Annotated in this window: 11 protein-coding genes; 6 read left to right on the top strand and 5 right to left on the bottom strand. The window is 72.5% G+C overall.

All coding sequences use genetic code 11. The features are described from left to right. Positions 1-474: 474 nt before the first annotated feature. The 3 genes from J5X07_RS08290 to J5X07_RS08280 all read left to right on the top strand — a co-directional run bounded on the left by J5X07_RS08290 (position 475) and on the right by J5X07_RS08280 (position 9,974). Entirely contained in the window at positions 475-1,833 is a 1,359-nt protein-coding gene (locus tag J5X07_RS08290) for an anaerobic C4-dicarboxylate transporter (RefSeq protein ID WP_124933070.1), read from the top strand. 129 nt (positions 1,834-1,962) lie between these two features. Beyond that, positions 1,963-5,364: a PPi-type phosphoenolpyruvate carboxykinase family protein gene (locus J5X07_RS08285; RefSeq protein ID WP_208479408.1), complete on the top strand. Its 3,402-nt coding sequence runs from the start codon at positions 1,963-1,965 to the stop codon at positions 5,362-5,364. Positions 5,365-7,115: 1,751 nt separating this feature from the next. Then, complete coding sequence (locus tag J5X07_RS08280) at positions 7,116-9,974, top strand: cation-translocating P-type ATPase (RefSeq protein WP_124933072.1); 2,859 nt, start codon at positions 7,116-7,118, stop codon at positions 9,972-9,974. Positions 9,975-10,107: 133 nt separating this feature from the next. On the opposite strand, the gene J5X07_RS08275 is transcribed toward J5X07_RS08280, so the two are convergent. Then, entirely contained in the window at positions 10,108-10,644 is a 537-nt protein-coding gene (locus J5X07_RS08275) for a winged helix-turn-helix transcriptional regulator (RefSeq protein WP_424924109.1), read from the bottom strand. A gap of 92 nt (positions 10,645-10,736) precedes the next feature. Here J5X07_RS08275 and J5X07_RS08270 point away from each other — a divergent pair, with 92 nt between their 5' ends. After that, positions 10,737-11,381 carry an NAD(P)-dependent oxidoreductase gene (locus J5X07_RS08270; protein WP_208479406.1) on the top strand — a complete coding sequence of 215 codons (645 nt, stop codon included), beginning with the start codon at positions 10,737-10,739 and terminating at the stop codon, positions 11,379-11,381. Between the two features lie 19 nt (positions 11,382-11,400). Here the strand turns inward: J5X07_RS08270 and J5X07_RS13275 are convergent, their stop codons facing one another. The 3 genes from J5X07_RS13275 to J5X07_RS13005 all read right to left on the bottom strand — a co-directional run bounded on the left by J5X07_RS13275 (position 11,401) and on the right by J5X07_RS13005 (position 14,497). After that, positions 11,401-12,270, bottom strand: coding sequence for a hypothetical protein (locus J5X07_RS13275; RefSeq protein WP_208479404.1), 870 nt, complete (start codon positions 12,268-12,270; stop codon positions 11,401-11,403). Next, entirely contained in the window at positions 12,267-13,016 is a 750-nt protein-coding gene (locus tag J5X07_RS08260; protein WP_208479402.1) for a class I SAM-dependent methyltransferase, read from the bottom strand. The genes J5X07_RS13275 and J5X07_RS08260 overlap by 4 nt, the downstream gene beginning before the upstream one ends. 245 nt (positions 13,017-13,261) lie before the next feature. Further along, a complete protein-coding gene (locus J5X07_RS13005) occupies positions 13,262-14,497 on the bottom strand; it encodes a GNAT family N-acetyltransferase (RefSeq protein WP_341769438.1) in 1,236 nt (411 codons plus the stop codon). A 104-nt stretch (positions 14,498-14,601) separates the two neighbouring features. Here J5X07_RS13005 and J5X07_RS08250 point away from each other — a divergent pair, with 104 nt between their 5' ends. Continuing rightward, positions 14,602-15,351 carry a siderophore-interacting protein gene (locus J5X07_RS08250; RefSeq protein ID WP_208479400.1) on the top strand — a complete coding sequence of 250 codons (750 nt, stop codon included), beginning with the start codon at positions 14,602-14,604 and terminating at the stop codon, positions 15,349-15,351. A gap of 260 nt (positions 15,352-15,611) precedes the next feature. After that, a complete protein-coding gene (gene purB, locus J5X07_RS08245; protein WP_208479398.1) occupies positions 15,612-17,057 on the top strand; it encodes an adenylosuccinate lyase in 1,446 nt (481 codons plus the stop codon). Positions 17,058-17,069: 12 nt separating this feature from the next. Here the strand turns inward: purB and J5X07_RS08240 are convergent, their stop codons facing one another. Further along, positions 17,070-18,062, bottom strand: coding sequence for a LacI family DNA-binding transcriptional regulator (locus tag J5X07_RS08240; RefSeq protein WP_124933079.1), 993 nt, complete (start codon positions 18,060-18,062; stop codon positions 17,070-17,072). Positions 18,063-18,164: the final 102 nt, after the last annotated feature.

Raw genomic sequence — 18,164 nt, 5'->3', positions numbered from 1 at the left:
ATGGGCATGAGCGCAAGCCAAGACCCGCGCCGGCCACCGCCTGCGGGGCGCGCCACGGGGCCCGCCCCGCAGTGAGCCAGGCGCCACCGCTATGACCAAGACCTCCACGAGCCCCCGTGGACCTCAATCGCCCCCGGTGGACCTCCACGGATCCGCACGCGGCCCGCCCCGATCCACGACCGGAGCGCCGAAGAGCCGACGCCCCCGACGACGCCGGGGCGAGGACCTCTCCAGCCCATGGCCCGGCCCTCCGGCGCCACCCGAAGGTCCTAGAGATCAGATGAATGAAGGCCCCGCCGGCCACTCCCCCGGTCTTCTCACGGAGAAGAAACCAGAGGATCGGCGTGCCGTCCGCCCCGCCGTCCTACGGTGGATGGAGCCGGGCTATGCGCGCCCCGACCCGGGACCGCCATGGGAGGAGCCCCTCGAGCGGGGCCTCAACGGCATCGACCCGCCCCACCTGGAGGCACCGCAATGGACACAGTCGTCATCCTCCTCCAAGTCACCATCATCCTGGCCTGCCTGGTCCTCGGGGCCAAGAAGGGCGGGATGGCCCTGGGCCTCATCGCCGGGATCGGATTGGTCATCCTCGTCTTCGGCTTCCGCCTTGAGCCCGGGGAGCCGCCGGTCTCCGTCATCCTGACCATCCTCGCCGTCATCGGCTGCGCCGCCACCCTCCAGCAGTCCGGCGGGCTGGACGTCATGATGCAGGCCGCCGAGCGCCTCCTGCGCAGGCACCCCGAGCATGTGACCATCCTGGGGCCACTGGTGACCTGGACGCTCACCGTCCTGTGCGGCACCGGGCACGTCGTCTACACGATGCTGCCCATCATCGCCGATATCGCCATCAAGAAGAGCATCCGCCCCGAGCGCCCCATGGCGGCCTCATCAGTGGCAGCCCAGATGGGGATCACCGCCTCACCGGTCTCCGTGGCCACCGTCTCGATCGTGTCGATCATCGCCGACCACACCGACAAGCACTGGTCGGTCCTCCAGATCCTCATGATCTCCATGCCCGCCTCCCTCGCGGGCGTGGTGCTGGCCGCCCTGTGGTCCATGCACCGCGGCAAGGACCTGGACGAGGACGAGGAGTTCCAGCGCCGCCTGGAGAACCCCGAGTTCCGGGCATCCCTCTCCTCGGGGTCCGAGACCCTCATCGGAAAGACCTTCCCCGTCGAGGCCAGACGGGCCACCTGGATCTTCCTGGGGGCGATCGCCCTGGTCGTGGTGCTGGGCGCCTTCGACGCCCTGCGCCCCTCCTTCTGGAACGAGGAGGACAGGGCGTTCGAGCCGCTGAGCATGAACCTCGTCATCCAGATGGTCATGCTCTCCGCCGGAGCACTCATCCTGCTGACCTGCAATGTCAAGGCGGGCAAGATCGCCTCCACCACCGTGTTCAAGTCCGGGGCCACCGCCATGTTCTCGATCTTCGGGGTCGCCTGGATGACCGAGACCGTGGTGGGAGCCCACCTGGAGGCGCTGGAGTCAGGGCTCACCGGCATCCTGGCCGATCACGTGTGGATGTACGCCATTGTGCTGTTCATCATCGGCAAGCTGGTCAACTCCCAGGCCGCCGGGCTGCTCATCGTGGCTCCCATGGCGCTGTCCCTGGGGGTCGACCCGGTCGTCGTCGTGGGCTTCATCGGCGCCTCCTACGGCTACTTCATCCTGCCCACCTACCCCTCGGACCTGGCCGCGATCGGCTTCGACCCCACGGGCACCACCCGGATCGGCAAGTATGTCGTCAACCACTCCTTCCTGGTGCCCGGCCTCATCGGTGTGGCCACCTCCTGCCTGGTCGGATCCGCCCTGGCCCAACTGCTCCTGCGCTGATCCCCGGCCGGCCCACCCGGCCGGGGCAGCGCACGACCGCAGGAGCGCGCGCCGGCCCCCGCCTCCCAGTACTCGGACGGCTCCGGCCCCAGTGGCGCACCGGCGGCACGGCGTCGCTACCCTGAGACCATGAACACCGTTGCGGCAACAACATCAGCCATCGCCCTGCGCCTGGAGCTGCTGGGCCTCCCCGTCCCCGCCGATGCCGTCCATGCCGAGACCGACCGCCTCATGTCCCCGATCCTGGCGCGCCAGCGTGAGCTCTCCCGCCGTCTGGCCCACCGCCCCTGCGCCGCGGACAAGCGCATCCAGTCCTTCCTCGACTCCTACCTCGACGGCGCCCCGGCCGCCCCCCGACTGCCGCGATCCACCTTCGTCCTGGACCAGCCCGGCCTGGCCCGCGAGCTGTCCCTCCCCGTGGGCGCCACCAGCTTCGAGTCCGACTACGTCTCCAGCTACCGCATCCTGGGCGGGGTCCTGCACAACCCCCGCAACGACCGGCGCACCACGGCCGGCGTCTTCCACATCGCCGAGGGCGGCCTGCCCATCCCCGACGACAAGATCGCCGTGCCCCGCGACGCCTTCGCCCAGCTGCTGGCCCGCGCCGTCGAGGCCCCCGACAGCCTCCTGACCCTGCCCTGGAGCGCCCACCAGGACAACCCCGCCCGCGCCTGGGTCTCCCTGCTGCTGCGCCCCGTCGTCGTCCCCGAGGTGCCCGGATTCTCCGCCCAGCGCACGATGGAGACCCGCTTCATCGCCCCCGGCGGCCTGGTCTCCAACCTCGACTTCGTCGAGGGCATCTTCGGCAATGCCGGCGACCCCTACCTGCCGGAGAACGACTCCTCCCTGGCCCCCGAGTCCTGGACCGGGCACACCGGCTGCGTCATCCTGGCCCCGCACCTGACCCGGGTCACCAAGAAGGAGCTGGGCCTGCCCCGCTGGGAGGAGGCCACCGAGCGCCAGCGCCGCGACGGCATGTGCTACCGGGACGAGGGCGAGCTGTACAACGGCGGCCAGGCCTTCAAGTGCTGCGCCCGCGACGAGCGCGGCGTCATCGTCACCATCATCGCGGACAACTACTTCGGCTACTGCAAGAAGGAGGTCAAGACCCAGATCGGGTACTCGGCCAACCTCTTCGGCTGCGTGGAGGAGGAGCACGCCGGCGGCGCCATCGCCTTCCCCCGCTACAACCTGGGCCAGGAGTACACCGAGAAGCACACCCCCGCCGAGGCCACCGTGGCCGGGGTCATCGAGCTCAGCGGCGGCCGCTTCCAGGCCCGGCCCGAGGGGCACGCCGTGGACCCCTCCGATGGGAGCATCATCATCGTCCCCGGCGGCGCCCACTACTCCATGCGCACCCAGACCGTCACCTGGCCCCGGCCCGACGGCGCCACCGCTTCCATCCCCCTGCTGGTGGGCACCACCTACATCACCCCCTCGGGCTACCGCGTCCACGCCAAGCACCGCGAGGGCGACCCCAAGCAGTGGCACCTGGTGGGCACCGCCCCCTGGGCCACCCACGCCCACAAGCCGGCCACCGTATCGGGCGGGGGCAAGTCGGAGATCTCCAAGTCGCTGCTGGACGCCTTCGTCTTCGGCGAGGCCTACATCGGAGACGTGGAGGCCGATCTCGACGCCGTCCAGGCACTCCTGGACCGCGACTACTCCCAGCGCTTCGCCGATCCGCAGGCCAACGGCAAGGACCACCGGCCCATCCTGTCCGCCGAGCGCTCCCTGGGCAGCGTCATCAAGCTGTTCACCCCCTCCTCGGCCTTCAGCGAGGACCACAACGCCTTCCTGGGCCGGATCCCCGCCCACATCAAGGAGCTCGTCTTCACCGTCAAGCGCTACTACCAGCCCGACTGGGGGCAGCAGTGGCGCCACCACTTCTCGGTGGGGCTCATCAACGGGCGCCAGGGCAACTCCCTGCGCCTGGATGGGGAGGTCGTCAAGGTCAACATGCTGCGCGTGGGCTTCGAGGCCGACGGCTCCTGGCGCCTGCTGTCCCTGCGCCCCGACTTCTCCCCCGCCGCCAAGGTCCAGACCGAGGACGACATCACCGCCTCCATCACCGTTCCCGGCGGCCTGCGCTCCACCGCCGGCGCCAGCGCCTCGCGCAAGTTCGTCGCCAACTGCGAGCGCCTGCTCTTCCAGCGGCCCGACGACGCCATCGTGCGCGGCTACGACAAGCAGACCGAGGCGGATATGGCCGCCCCGGGGCCCGAGGGCATCTTCGTGTCCAACTTCGAGCCCCTGACCCCCGCCGATGCCCGCCGCATGCTCGACGACGCCCCCGGCCTGTCGCAGTTCACGGCCCCCATGCAGGACCTGGTGCGCCGCGCGGCCCAGCAGGACGACGAGGAGGTCTACTGGGTCTCCTCGGCCGACCCGCGCCTGGTGGACGGCAAGCGCTCGAAGAACCCCCGCTACCTCCAGGTGCGCCCCGACCTGGCCCGCCCCCAGGAGGCGGCCCTGGCCGAGCTGTCCACGCACCTGTACCACGGGCTGCCCCTGGCCGAGCCGCTGCGCCACTACGTCGACGTCGTCGCCGCCGGGCGCCGCAACAACCCGCCGGAGGAGGGTGTGCCGGCCCTGTGCGCCTACAACCCCCTGCACTACATGGAGCTGCCCGAGCTGTTCATGGAGTTCATCTCCTCCATGACCGGCAAGTCGCCCTCGACCACGGGCGCGGGCAGCGAGGGGGCCCTGACCAAGGCGCCCTTCAACGCCCTGCCCGCCATCTACGACCTCAACGCGGCCCTGCTGTCCTACGCCCTGGGCGGCTACGACGGCTGGCTGTCCTCCGCGGGATACATCGGCCCCAAGGTGAAGGTCGCCCACGACATCTCGCTGCTCATCCCCGAGATCTTCTCGCGCATGAGCGCCGAGGAGCGCGACGCCGGGGCCCTCATCGAGCACGGGTTCCTGGAGCGGATGGAGGACTTCACCCACGAGGGCCGCACGATTGAGGCCTCGCGCCTGGGCTACCGCATGAACCAGGCCTTCGCCTCGACCTTCTTCGGGCGCATCTTCCTGCACCCCGACGTGGTCTTCACCGAGGAGATGCTGTGCCCCGAGCTGCAGGACCCGGCCGTCTTCGCCGACTCGGTGGAGGTCATCGTCACCACCCACAAGGTGGTGGCCGAGCACTACCGGGCCGACGGATCCATCGAGTGGGCGGTGCCGCCGCTGCGCGCCCTGCTGGAGATCATGATCGACGGCACCAGCCGCGAGGGCTGGACGCTGGCCAGCCCCGAGTTCCGGGCCCTGTTCGAGCGCGACGCCATCCTCGCCTCGGACTGGTACGCCGACCGCCTGGATGCCAAGGTGGCCCGCGACACCCGCCAGGCCCGCCAGGCCATCGAGGACCTCACCCGCTTCTCCACCGCGGAGAACAACGAGGAGGTCGCCGCCCGCCTGGACACCGAGGGGCGCCTGGCCGAGGCCCGCGCCTGGCTGGACGAGGTGACCTCCCCGGCCTACCGCGAGCACCTGGTGGGCACCCTCGGCCTGGAGCCCTCCCTGGGCTGAGCCAGGATCGATCGAGACGGTGGTGGGGCCCGGCCCGCCCCCGCCCCCCCCCCCCGCCCGCCCCCCCCCCCCGCCCCCCCCCCCCCCCCCCGCCCCCCGGCCCCCGGGGCCCCGCCGGGCCTGGCCCCACCCGCGGCCGACGCGTTTAGCCTGGGGGGGGGGGGGGGGCCCGGCCCCCCCCCCCCCCACCACCGTTGAATGCCGCCCAAGAGCACCCCACCCCGGCCCCGTTGCACATCTTCACCGCCCCCATCAACCTCAGCACACGACGACCCCACCGACGACCCGAACCACCGAATCCCTCATCCGCCGCGGTCGCCCCGCCAGCCCCATCACCATGACCATGAGAACCCCACCGCACCATCAGCACACTCCATCCACTCAGCAGCCAGAACCACCCTCATCCTAGTTCGTCTCGAGGAGATTCATAGCCTTCTGGCTGGGCATTCTTCGAGCCGGGATGTTCTGCTACTATTTCGACCGCCCACGGAAGCCAGCGCCTTCGCGAGACAGGGCAACTTCGTCGGCCTGCCACATCCACCTGAAGGGCGCCCCGACCTGGAACCGCCTTGGGGCTGATCCAATGCTCCTGTCGGACTCAACGGTAGCCGGTCCGCCGCAGAAGGTGATTCTGCAGTGAATCGGTCCCCCATGAGAAACCGCACTGTGCGCTCCATGCGGGAGGCAAGCAAGTAGGTATCAGGGAACCAGGCGCAAGTGCGCAGGTGGGCGACGAGCGCCTGGGTAGTCGGGACCGCTCGTAGCGCAAGGCGCTGCCCGGCTCATCGTCGTCGAAGCAGGGCGTGCGAAGAAGGACGCCGGTTGACCGGCGGCAACCGACAGATCGGCGCTCCTGGCATCGGGGGCGCGATCACGCGCCCAGGTGGTCAGGGTCCTGGTGGTCACGCCGCCCCCCGCCAGGGCTGCTCGCATCAGGCATTGGCGCTGTCTGCGAGCCGGATCCTGGTGGTCTGGATTGTCGACCGATCGCAGCGATCTCGAAGTCGACGTCGTCTGACGGAGCCGTGCCTGACCTCTGCTGCATATCTGCCGCCTTCGCCTCATCAAGGCTGATCTCGGGAAGGAGGATGCGGCGCTCCCAGCTATCCACGGCACCGTCCCGGCAGCTGGACGGCAGCGATACCATCGCGGACTCGAAGGGACCGTGCTGACTGTTCGCAGCGCTCGGGCCCTCCACCCAGGCGGGTGTCACCAGCTCCGCGGTGCGACCCATGCTCGTGAGCGCCTGCGCGGTATCGGCGCCCACGAGGACTTCAGGCTGCGCAGACGTGCCCGCAGGTGAAACGGATGGGCCTACCTGCTGATCCGCGGGCGGGTTCGCAAGGACACGGAAGGACCTCCATGAAGGTTCTCGAAGGAGTGCGTATAACCGGGGATACACGCTGTCGAGCAGGACCACGCAACCATCTTCCCTCCGGCGTGGTGCCCTCACCGCCGTTCATCACCGGCCAGGAGCGCCCCACCCCGGCCCCGTTGCACATCTTCACCACCCCGACCGGCCTCCGATCCCCACCTTCCCGCATGATCCCGTCCAGCCCGCCGCCGAAGATGTGCAGCGGCCCTCGCGTTGCACATCTTCACCGCCCCCACAGGCCTCCGATCCCGACCTTCCCGCATGATCCCGTCCAGCCCGCCGCCGAAGATGTGCAACAGGCGGATGCGGCCGATCCCACAGACGCCAGGGGAGAAAGCCCTCGCACGAGCCCGCCCGCCTCTGATGTGATGGGGCCGTGACCGCATCATCATCAGCCACCACTGTGGCGCCCACCGATCACCCCTGGGCCCAGCCGGCCGACGCCGTCGCCGCCGCCCTGGGCACCGACGCCTCCACCGGCCTGAGCGCAGCCGAGGCCGCCCGGCTCCTGGCCGAGCACGGCCCCAACGAGCTGCCCTCCAAGCCCCCGGTGCCGGCCTGGAAGCGCTTCCTGGCCCAGTTCAACGACCCGCTCGTCTTCCTCCTGCTGGGGGCGATCGTCATCTCGGCCATCGCCTGGGTGCTGGAGGGCGCCCACGGCGTCCCCGTGGACTCGCTGGTCATCCTGGCGGTAGTCACCCTCAACGCCGTCCTGGGCTTCGTCCAGGAGAGCAAGGCGGCCGACGCCGTGGCGGCCCTGTCGGAGATGACCAAGGCCACCTCCACCGTCCTGCGCGACGGGGCGCGCCTCGTCGTGCCCTCCTCCGAGCTCGTCGTCGGCGACATCCTCATCCTGGGCGAGGGCGACCAGGTGGGGGCCGACGCCCGACTGCTGTCCGCCGCCGCCCTGCGCGTGGTGGAGTCCTCCCTCACCGGTGAGGCCGACGCCATCACCAAGTCCTCCGACCCCGTGGCCGCGGACGCCGATCTGGCCGACCGCACCGGCATGGTCTACCGCGGCACCTCCGTGGCCCAGGGCACCGGCAAGGCCATCGTGGTGGCCACCGGCGGGGACACCGAGATGGGTGCCATCGCCCGCATGCTCGACGCCGTCGAGGAGGAGCCCACCCCGCTGCAGGAGGAGATCCACCAGATCTCCAAGATGCTGGGCATCATCGTGGTCGTCATCGCCGTGGTCGTGGTGGGCACCCTGCTCATCCTGGCCGATGACCGCAGCGCCGAGACCGTCATCCACGCCCTGCTGCTGGGGGTCTCCCTGGCGGTGGCGGCCGTGCCCGAGGGCCTGCCGGCCATCCTGTCGGTGGTGCTCGCCCTGGGCGTCCAGCGCATGGCCCTGCACAAGGCCGTGGTCAAGAAGCTCACCAGTGTGGAGACGCTGGGCTCGGCCTCGGTCATCTGCTCGGACAAGACCGGCACCCTCACCCGCTCGGAGATGACCATCCAGGAGGTCGTCACCGCCTCCGGCACGGCGGTGGTCACCGGAATCGGCTACGCCCCCGACGGCCAGGTCTCCCCCGACGCCGATCGCGACGGCCAGCCCGACGCCGACCCCCTGGAGGGCGCCCTGGCCGACGAGGTCATGGTGGTCCTGTCCGGGGGCACGCTGGCCTCCGACGCCGAGCTGAGCGTGACCGACGAGGTGTGGAGCGTCGTGGGCGATCCCACCGAGGGCGCCTTCCTGGTGGCCGAGAAGAAGCTCGGCACCGATGGGCACCGCGAGGGCCGCTTCGAGCGCGTGGGCGAGGTGCCCTTCACCTCCGACCGCAAGATGATGTCCGTCCTGCACACCGACACCAAGCACGGGATGATCATCATCTCCAAGGGCGCCCCCGACGTGCTCATGGAGCACTGCGCCCAGGTGCGCATCGACGGCGGCGCCCAGCCGCTGACCGATGAGATCCGCCAGCGCTTCACCGACCACATCGCCGACATGTCCGGGCGCGCCCTGCGCACCCTGGGCGTGGCCTACCGCGTGCTGGATGAGGCCGAGGCCGCCCGCGTCAGGGCCGCCGGCCAGGGCGACGCCGACTTCTCCGACATGGAGCGCGACCTGGTCATGGCCGGCGTCGTGGGCATCATCGACCCGCCCCGCCCCGAGGCGGCCACGGCGGTGGCCGAGGCGCACCGCGCCGGGGTGCGTGTCCTCATGATCACCGGCGACCACCCGGCCACCGCCGGGCGCATCGCCGCGGACCTGGGGATCGCCGAGCGCGGTGCCCCGGTGCTCACCGGCCGCGAGCTGACCGTGATGGACGATGAGGCGCTCCGCGAGGCAGTCGCCGGGACCAGCGTGTACGCCCGCGTGGCGCCCGAGCACAAGATGCGGATCGTCGATGCCCTGAAGTCCCAGGGGCACACCGTGTCCATGACCGGCGACGGCGTCAACGACGCCCCCGCGCTGCGCGCCGCGGACATCGGGGTCGCCATGGGGATCACCGGCACCCAGGTGACCAAGGAGGCCGCCACCATGGTGCTGGCCGACGACAACTTCGCCACCATCGTGGACGCCGTGCGCGAGGGCCGGCGGATCTTCGACAACATCAAGAAGTTCCTGCGCTTCCTGCTGTCCTCCAACATGGGCGAGGTGCTCACGGTCTTCTGCGGCGTCGTCCTGGCGGGGGTGATCGGCCTGTCCGACCACTCCGAGACCGGCGTGGTGCTGCCCCTGGTGGCCACCCAGATCCTGTGGATCAACCTGGTCACCGACTCCGGGCCGGCCCTGGCCATGGGAGTGGACCCCAGCGTGGAGGACGTCATGGGCCGCCCGCCGCGCAAGCCCACCGACCGCGTCGTCGACGGCGCCATGTGGGCAGGCGTGCTGCTCGTGGGCGCTGTCATGGCCTTCTCCACCCTGGCGACCCTGGACATCTTCCTGCCCGGCGGGCTGATCGAGGTGGGCGTGTCCACCGACGACCTGGCCACGGCGCGCACCGCGGCCTTCACCACCCTGGTCTTCGCCCAGCTGTTCAACACCCTGAACTCGCGCTCGGAGACCGTCAGCGCCTTCCGCCACCTCTTCGTCAACAAGTGGCTGTGGGGCTCCATCGCCCTGGCGATCGTGCTGCAGGTGGCCGTGGTGGAGATCCCCCTCCTGCAGACGGCCTTCTCCACCGCGCCGCTGGACCTCACCCACTGGATGGTCGTGGTGGCCATGGCCTCCCTGGTGCTGTGGGTCGATGAGATCCGCAAGCTGATCATGCGCGCCCGGGGCTGAGCTCCCCGCGGGTGGGCGTGCCCGTGCGGGCCCGCCCACCCGGCGACGGCTGGCGTCCAGGCCATGTCGGCGCGACGATCTGCTTGAGAGCCCGGGCGCGGTCGGTGACGGCCCTCCGCCCGGGCCCCGCGTCTCAATCGGCAGGTGCCCCCACGGGGAGCTGCAGGTGCGGCTCCGCGGCCTGACCCACCGCAGGCCGTGCGGTGTCGTAGGCCTCGCGGGCCCCCAGGACCTGCTCGGCATGCTGCTGCGCCCACTGGCGCAGAGCGGCCACCGGCGCCCTGAGGCTCAGGCCCAGCGGTGTCAGGTCGTAGTCGACGCGCGGCGGCACGCCCCCGGCCTGCGAGCGCGTGACCAGGCCGTCGCGCTCCATGGACCGCAGGGTCTGGGTGAGGACCTTGGGAGTCACCCCGCCAACCCGGCGCCGGATCTCGGTGAAGCGCAGCGGCCCCTCCTCCAGGGCGGTGACGACCAGGGGCGTCCATCGATCCACGACGTGGCGCAGCACCGTGCGCGAGGGGCACCGCGGGGACATGACATCGAAATCGATGAGCGAGCCCTCCGGGCGCTCCGCACCGGAGGAGGGCGCGGTGATCTCCGCAGCCGGCCTCCGTGCAGGCGGCTCGGGCGCCGAGGCGGGCGTGGGATGGTGGAGGTCGGTCACAATCACTCCTTAGTATCCTTGAGGTACTCGATACCTAAAGCATACCGTACGGATTGCGGCCCACTCCCGGGCCGCAATCCAACCGCACAGGAGGAATCATGAGGATCGCAGTCATCGGTGGGACCGGGATGATCGGATCGCGCGTCGTGGCCGAGGCGGCCGCCCGCGGGCACGAGGTCACCAGCGCCACCCGCTCGGGCCGGCCGGTTGAGGCCGCCACCACGAATGCCGTCGTGCCGCTGTCCGACACCGAGGGGGTGCGCCAGCTGCTGGCCGACCACGACGTCGTCATCATCACCACCTCCCCGGACCGCAGCGGGGGCCCCGTGGAGCCCACCATCGAGGAGCACCGGGCCCTGGTGGACTCCCTGAGCGCCGACCCCGTGGGCCGCCTGGTCGTGGTCGGCGGCGCCGGGGCGCTGGAGACCGAGCCGGGCTCGGGCCTGCTCATCAAGGACGCTCCCGGCTTCCCCCAGAAGTTCTACCCCGAGGCCAACGCCTACGCCCAGATCCTCGAGCTCTACCGGGCCGCCGGCCCCGCCCTCGCCTGGTCCATGGTGGCCCCCTCGCCCCTCATCGCACCCGGCCAGCGCACCGGGGAGTACGCCCAGGCCACGGACTCCCCCGCCGGCCAGCGGGTCTCAGCAGAGGACATGGCTGTGGCACTGGTCGACGAGGCCGAGACCGACGCCCACCGCGGCATCCGCTGGACCGTGGCCTCCGAGGGGATCACTGCCGGCTGAGGCGGCCCCGGCACCGCCCTCAGCCGCCTGGGCGCCGCCTGCGGGCCTCGGCCCAGGCGCCCAGGCGCAGGACGATCAGGCTGCCGGCCTCCGCGGCCACGGCCACCGCCCCTGCCCACCACCAGCTCAGGTTCACCGCGAGGGACCAGAGCAGGACCGCCATCAGCATGATCACGACCGCCGCCGTCACCGGCCCCAGGGCACTGGTCCCGGCGGGCGCCGCCTCACAGCCGGCCGCCCCGGCACCGGTGGGGCGGCGGGCCGGGACGAGGAGCCCGGCTGCCAGCGCCCCCGCCCCCACGAGGGCACCGGCAGCGGCACAGGCGGCGGCGTGCAGCAGAGGCTGGGGTGCCCCGCCCAGGCGCAGGCCCAGGGCCAGGGCCAGGGCCCAGGGCGTGAGGGCCAGGTCCAGGACCAGGAGCACCAGGCCCGCCCAGGCGCCGGGGCGCAGGCGGGCGCCCCGCGGGCCGTGGGCGTGGCGCAGCGCGATGTGCCCGGCGCCCAGCGAGCAGACAGCAGCAAGCCACGGAAGGGCGGGAACGCCCGCCCAGCCGGCAGCCAGGAGCGCCAGGAGTCCGCCCACGATGAGGGGGCCCTCAAGACGCAGCATGGCCCGCACATGCTCGGCCATGACGACAATCTCGGCGAGCCAGGCGGGGACGTCCTCGTCGTCGATGCTGGTCGCGATGCCACCGCCGCCCATGCCCGCCGGGTCCCCGGCGCCGCTGGCACCCGTGCGCGGCCGCCCACCAGCGGGCTGAGCGGTCCCAGCGGGCTCAGACCCCGCCGAGGGGTGGGTCCGCGCCTCCGGCGGCTCGGCGCGCCCGCGACCTGCGCGCTCCGAGGAGAGCTCATCGCCGGGCGGGCCACCGGCTTGCCCGTTGCTCATGCCGGCCCCGACGCGGCCACTTCCGCTGACTCCCTCGGGTGGTCCACAACCGCCGGCTCCGCTGAGGCCGCCGGCTCGACACTCGCTGCCCGCGGCGCCGATCCCCTCTCCCCCGCAGGCTGGGCCCCCGGCCGGCGCAGGCAGAGCACGGCATCGGCGCGGCGGCCGGTCTGGCCCTGCGGTCCGGCGGCCTCGCGCCAGCGCTCCTCAGCCACCACCGCCTGCCAGCCCGCGGTGGCCTCGCCGATCTCCTCCAGGAGCTCAGCGGCGGTGTAGGTGCGGGCATGGTGGGTGTGCCAGGGCGGGTTGATGGCGTGCACCGCCACCAGGAGATGACCGCCGGGGGCCACACGCCCGGCGGCGTCGGCCAGCAGGTCGCCCAGGCGCAGGCCGCCCTCCTCGGGCCCGCCGTGGACGTAGAAGCAGGTGACCAGGTCGAAGGGGCCCTCGGGCAGGCCCTGGCCCCCGTCCTGGGCCAGGGCGCTGATCCTCTGGTCCAGGCCCCGGCGGGCAGCCTCCTGGCGCAGGCGGGCGATGGCGGTGGCCGACAGGTCCACCGCGGTGACCCGCCATCCGCGCTCGGCCAGCCACAGGGCGTCGGCGCCCTCCCCGCAGCCGATGTCGAGGCCGGCCCCCGGCTCCCAGGCCCCGGCGAGCTCCGGCAGCCAATCGTTGGGATGGCCGGACCACAGGCGATCCACGGAGGCGTAGCGCGCCTCCCAGTGCGCGGCGCGTGAGGTCGTCATGGGGGGAGCCTAACGGGTCACCTGCCCGGCACCACGGCGGGAAGCGGCCTGACAGGGCGGCCGGTGTCCGAATCCCTGACAAAGGGCCCTGACCGGGAGCACCTGCCGATGAGGAACCGCGGAATCCCAAGGGTGCTATGACCGCGCAGATCGCGCGCGCTCACCTTTGTCAGGGATCTGGACACTCCGGGCCGCTGTCGGGAGCCGCTGTCGGGAGCGCCCTGCGCGGGCGGGCCCCGCGCCCCTCAGGGACGTCGCGCCCGCAGCCGGAAGCGCCGGGCGGTCAGGCGCACCGGCCCGCCCCCGCTCTCGCGGTGAATCCGGGCCAGGGTGGTGGCATAGCCGCACACGCTGAAGTCCTCGGGGACGTCCCAGGGCACGTAGCCCCAGTACTCCACGAGGGCCTCAACATCGGCCAGCTCCAGAGGGCCCTCCCAGGCCTCGCAGTCCTCAACCACCAGACCCGCCTGCCGGCAGCGCTCGGCGACGATGCCAGGGCGCACCTCGGGGAACAGCGGCTCAGTGGCGAACCACCGGTGGGCCTCGGGGACCTCGGTGCCGTCGACCTGCTGGGTCAGGAGCAGGCCGCCTGGCCGCAGCACCCTGGCCGCATCGGCGGGGACGAGGGCCTCGTGGCGGTTCATCACCAGGTCGATGGTGGCCTCGGGCACCGGCAGGGGGTCGGGACCATCGGCATCATGGGCGAGGACCTCGACCGCGGGCTCCAGTCCGCCCAGGCGATCGCGGGCCACCGGAAGGTTGTCCTGCCAGCCCTCGGTGGCCAGGACCTCCAGGGCCCGGCGCTGGTCATCGCCGAGCTGCGCGAGGAGCCCGGCCAGGCGCTCGCCGCCACCGGTGCCCATGTCCAGGACTCGTGGCCGGCGGGCCTCCCGGCCCTCCAGGGCCCGGGCGGCCAGGGTGCGCAGGGCCTCCAGGCACTCGGCCTCGAAGTCCCAGGGCGCGCTGCCCATGGTCATCCGCCCGGACAGGGAGGAGAAGTCCCAGCCGACCATGCGCGCCGCCCGGTGCGCGCGCTCCCAGCGCTCGATGAGCGCGGGCCCGGGCTCGGCGCGCTCGCAGCGGAAGCGGGGGACGCCGGGCCAGCGCGGATCCGGGGGCGCCGGCGCCGCCTGGAACCCGAGGGCGCGGTAGAAGCCGAGGGCGTCGCCGTCCGTCTCGGCCACAATGCTGGAGCCCAGCAGGGCCAGGCGGTCCACCAGCTCGCGGCCCCTTCCCCGACCGCGCTGCGCCTCATCGACGGCGATGTACTCCAGGACGACCCTCTCCCCCTCGATGGCAGCAGCGGCGAGGGAGGTGGGGCGCCCCCGCGGTCCGGTGCCGAGCACGGTCATCGCGGGCAGGTCCTCGGCCAGGAGGCGGCGCAGCTCGGCCTGCGGCTGCCCCGCCGCCAGGCCCATGAGGGCCAGCGCCTCGCGGCCGGCAAGATCGATATCGGTCAACTCGCGCACTGAAGCCTCCACCCCATCCATGCTAAGTGCCGAGACGGCGATTCCCCCCGGACCCGCACGCAGATAAGGTTCACCTTACTAGCGTGGGGCGCCGGGCCCCGGAGAGGAGGAGCGCCATGGGACGGGGGATCCAGGGGGCGGTGCTCAAGATGCTGCGCGCCCCCGAGCACGCACTGGAGGTCACCGGGGTCCGCGAGCGCGAGCCCTACACCGAGCTGAGCGTGCGCTGCCCCGGCCTGCTGGGCGCTCAGGCCCAGGCCCTGCCGCCCACCACCTGGGTGCGCATGTGGATCCCGGAGGGCGGGCGGGAGTACCAGCGGGCCTACACCCTGATTCGCATGAACCGCCAGGAGGCCAGCGCGCGGATCCTGGTCCTGCATCACAGCCCCGCGGGCCCGGCCTCCCGGTGGGCGCGCTCCGTCCAGCCGGGTCAGACGGTGGGCATCCAGGTCATGGGCGGCACCCGCTACCGGCCCCCGGCCCAGGACGAGCGGATGCTGCTGGTGGGCGACCCGGCCTCCGCCCCCGCACTGGCCGACGCCGTGGAGGCGGCCCCGCCCTCATGCCGCGTGGAGGCGGTCATGCTGGCGGGCGCGGGGGGCTACCTGCCCCGGGCCGGGCGGGAGCACGGGTGGCGGATGGTGGATCCGCAGTGGCCGCAGGCCGGGCAGCTGGCCGCTGTGGATGAGGCTCTTGGGGCGCTGGGCTCGGCGACCTGGGCCTGGGTGGCCCTGGAGAGCAGCCTGACGCGCCTGGTCCGGCGCCATCTGCTGGATGCGGGACTGGCACGCCGCGCCATCCAGTGCCAGGCCTACTGGATCCGCGGCCGGGCCATGGGCGTGGCCGCGGAGACCGGCCGGCGGTGAGAGGGGCGCGATTGGGCATCACTTCGCGACAAGGGCGTCACTTCGCGGAATGGACGTACCTTGTAGGTGTCGTCCACGTCGCGAAATGTCGCTCTTTCCGCGAAGTGACGCCTCACGTGAGCCCCGCAGCCCTCCCGGGCCAGCGCCGGCCCGTTCGCCATCGTCCGGGGCCCGCACCGATGGGGCCGCGGCCAGTGCCCGCAACACGGCCGCGCCCCGTGCGGTGGGGATGATGCGGCGATGCTGCCACAATGAGCCGCATGGTCGATCTGTCCACCGTGTCCCCGCCCATCGCCCTGGGCCCCCTTGACGGCCGCTACCGCGCCGCCACCGCTCCCCTGGTCAACCACTTGTCCGAGGCCGCCCTCAACCGGGCGCGCCTGCAGGTGGAGGTCGAGTGGCTCATCCACCTGACCGACGGCGGCGCCCTGCCCGGCGCGCCGGCGCTCTCCGAGGCCGAGAAGTCCTATCTGCGCGGAGTCGTCGAGGGCTTCGGGGCCCAGGACATCGCCGAGCTGGCCGAGATCGAGGCCGAGACCCGCCATGACGTCAAGGCCGTGGAGTACCTGCTCAAGCGCCGCCTGGCCGCCGCGGCCACCGCCCCCGGCGTGGTGGGGGCCGAGGGCGGGCCCACGGTGCTGCCCGGCGTGGGCGAGATCGTCCACATCTTCTGCACCAGCGAGGACATCAACAACCTGTCCTATGCCCTGACCATCCGCGCGGCCATCACCCAGGTGTGGCTGCCCGCCGCCCGGGGCCTGGTGGAGGATCTGGCCGCGATGGCCCGCGAGCACGCCGGGGCCGCCATGCTCTCGCGCACCCATGGGCAGGCGGCCACCCCCACCACCCTGGGCAAGGAGATGGCGGTGCTGGCCCACCGCCTGGGCCGCCAGCTGCGCCGTGTGGAGGCCGCCGAGTACCTGGGCAAGATCAACGGGGCCACCGGCACCTACGGCGCGCACGTCGTGGCGGTTCCCGGGACGGACTGGCAGGCCGTGGCCCGCTCCTTCGTGGAGTCCCTGGGCCTGACCTGGAACCCCCTGACCACCCAGATCGAGTCCCACGACTGGCAGGCCGAGCTCTACTCCGATATCGCCCGCTTCAACCGCATCGCCCACAACCTGGCCACCGACGCCTGGACCTACATCTCCCTGGGCTACTTCCGCCAGCGCCTGAGCGCCCAGGGCTCGACCGGCTCCTCGACGATGCCCCACAAGGTCAACCCGATCCGCTTCGAGAACGGGGAGGCCAACCTGGAGGTCTCCTGCGCCCTGCTGGAGACCCTGGCCGCCACCCTGGTGACCTCCCGCCTCCAGCGCGACCTGACCGACTCCACCACCCAGCGCAACATCGGCGTGGCCGTGGGCCACTCCGTGCTGGCCATCGACAACATCCGCCGGGGCCTGGCCGGGCTGGATGTGGACCGGGCCCGCCTGGATGAGGACCTGGAGGCCTCCTGGGAGGTGTTGGGCGAGGCGGTGCAGCAGGCCATGCGGGCGGCGGCCGTGGCCGGGGCCAGGGGCATGGCCGACCCCTACGAGCGGCTCAAGGAGCTCACCCGGGGCAAGCGGGTGACCGCCGAGGGGATGCGCGAGTTCATCGCGGGCCTGGGCCTGCCCGACGACGTCGAGGCGCGCCTGGCCGCCCTGACGCCGGCCGCCTACACGGGCCTGGCCGCCCACCTGGTCGAGCACCTGGAGGGCTGAGCGGCCCCGGCCTCAGGGCGCGGGCGCCGTCGAGCCCCTCTCCACCAGGGCGGTGGGGACCTCGATGTCCGGTCCCTCCTCGACGCCGAGCGCCAGGCGCGCGGCCATCCTCCCCACCTCGGCGAAGTCGAGGCGCACCGTGGTCAGTGCCGGCTGGGCGGCCGCGGCATGCGGGTGGTCGTCCATGCCCACCACGGAGACGTCCTCGGGCACGCGCAGCCCCTGGTGCTCCAGGCCCGCCATAAGCCCCAGGGCCAGGTCGTCATTGCCGCACAGCACCGCCGTGGCGCTCCAGGAGCGCAGGGCCGCAGCGGCCCGCATGCCCGTGGCCACCGACCAGCCGATGGCCACGGGCTCCAGGGGCGTCAGGCCCTCCTCCCGCATCACCTGCTGCCACCCCAGCAGCCGCGGGTCCGGGTGCCCCGCCGCGGGCACCCCCACGTAGGCGATGCGCCGGTGCCCCAGGCCGATGAGGTGCCTGGTGGCCTCCATCGCCCCGGTGCGGTCATCGGTCCACGCCCGCGGCAGGCCGCCGGCCCCCTGCTGGGGGTAGCCGCCCGCGACCGCGACGGGCAGGTCGATCGGCAGGTGGGAGAGCAGGGCGGCGCTGGGCGAGTCGAACTCCAGGACCACGACGCCGTCGGCCCGAAGGTCCCGCTCCCCCAGGAGATCGTCCAGCCAGCTGTCCGCGGCGCCGGTCATCACATGGACCGACATCTCCGCCCCCAGGTCCTGGCCGGCGGCCAGGACCCCGGACAGGGTGGCCCAGTACCCGGTGCGGCTCAGGTCGGTGGCCAGGGCCAGCAGGCGCGGCTGGGTGCCCCGGGAGCGGCTGTAGCCCAGGGCCATGGCGGCCTCCAGGACCTGGTCGGTCGAGGAGGGCCGGGCCGCCCCGCTGCCGTCCCCGCGCGTCAGCGCCCGCGAGGCGGTGGCCTTGGAGACTCCGGCCCGGGCCGCGACGTCGGCCAGGGTCGGGGGCCGCCAGGGCCTGCGCACCCCGCTCATCGGCGGCCTCCCCGGCGGGATGCTGCCGGGGCGCCCAGGGCCTCTATGCCCATCCTGCCGGATCGCCCCACCGAAGTCCCCACTGCCATCATGCGCGGCACT

Source organism: Actinomyces bowdenii (genome assembly GCF_017592395.1).
Classification (GTDB): domain Bacteria; phylum Actinomycetota; class Actinomycetes; order Actinomycetales; family Actinomycetaceae; genus Actinomyces; species Actinomyces bowdenii.
The sequence above is the reverse complement of the archived record's forward strand: the minus strand, read 5'-3'. Positions and strand labels throughout refer to the sequence as shown.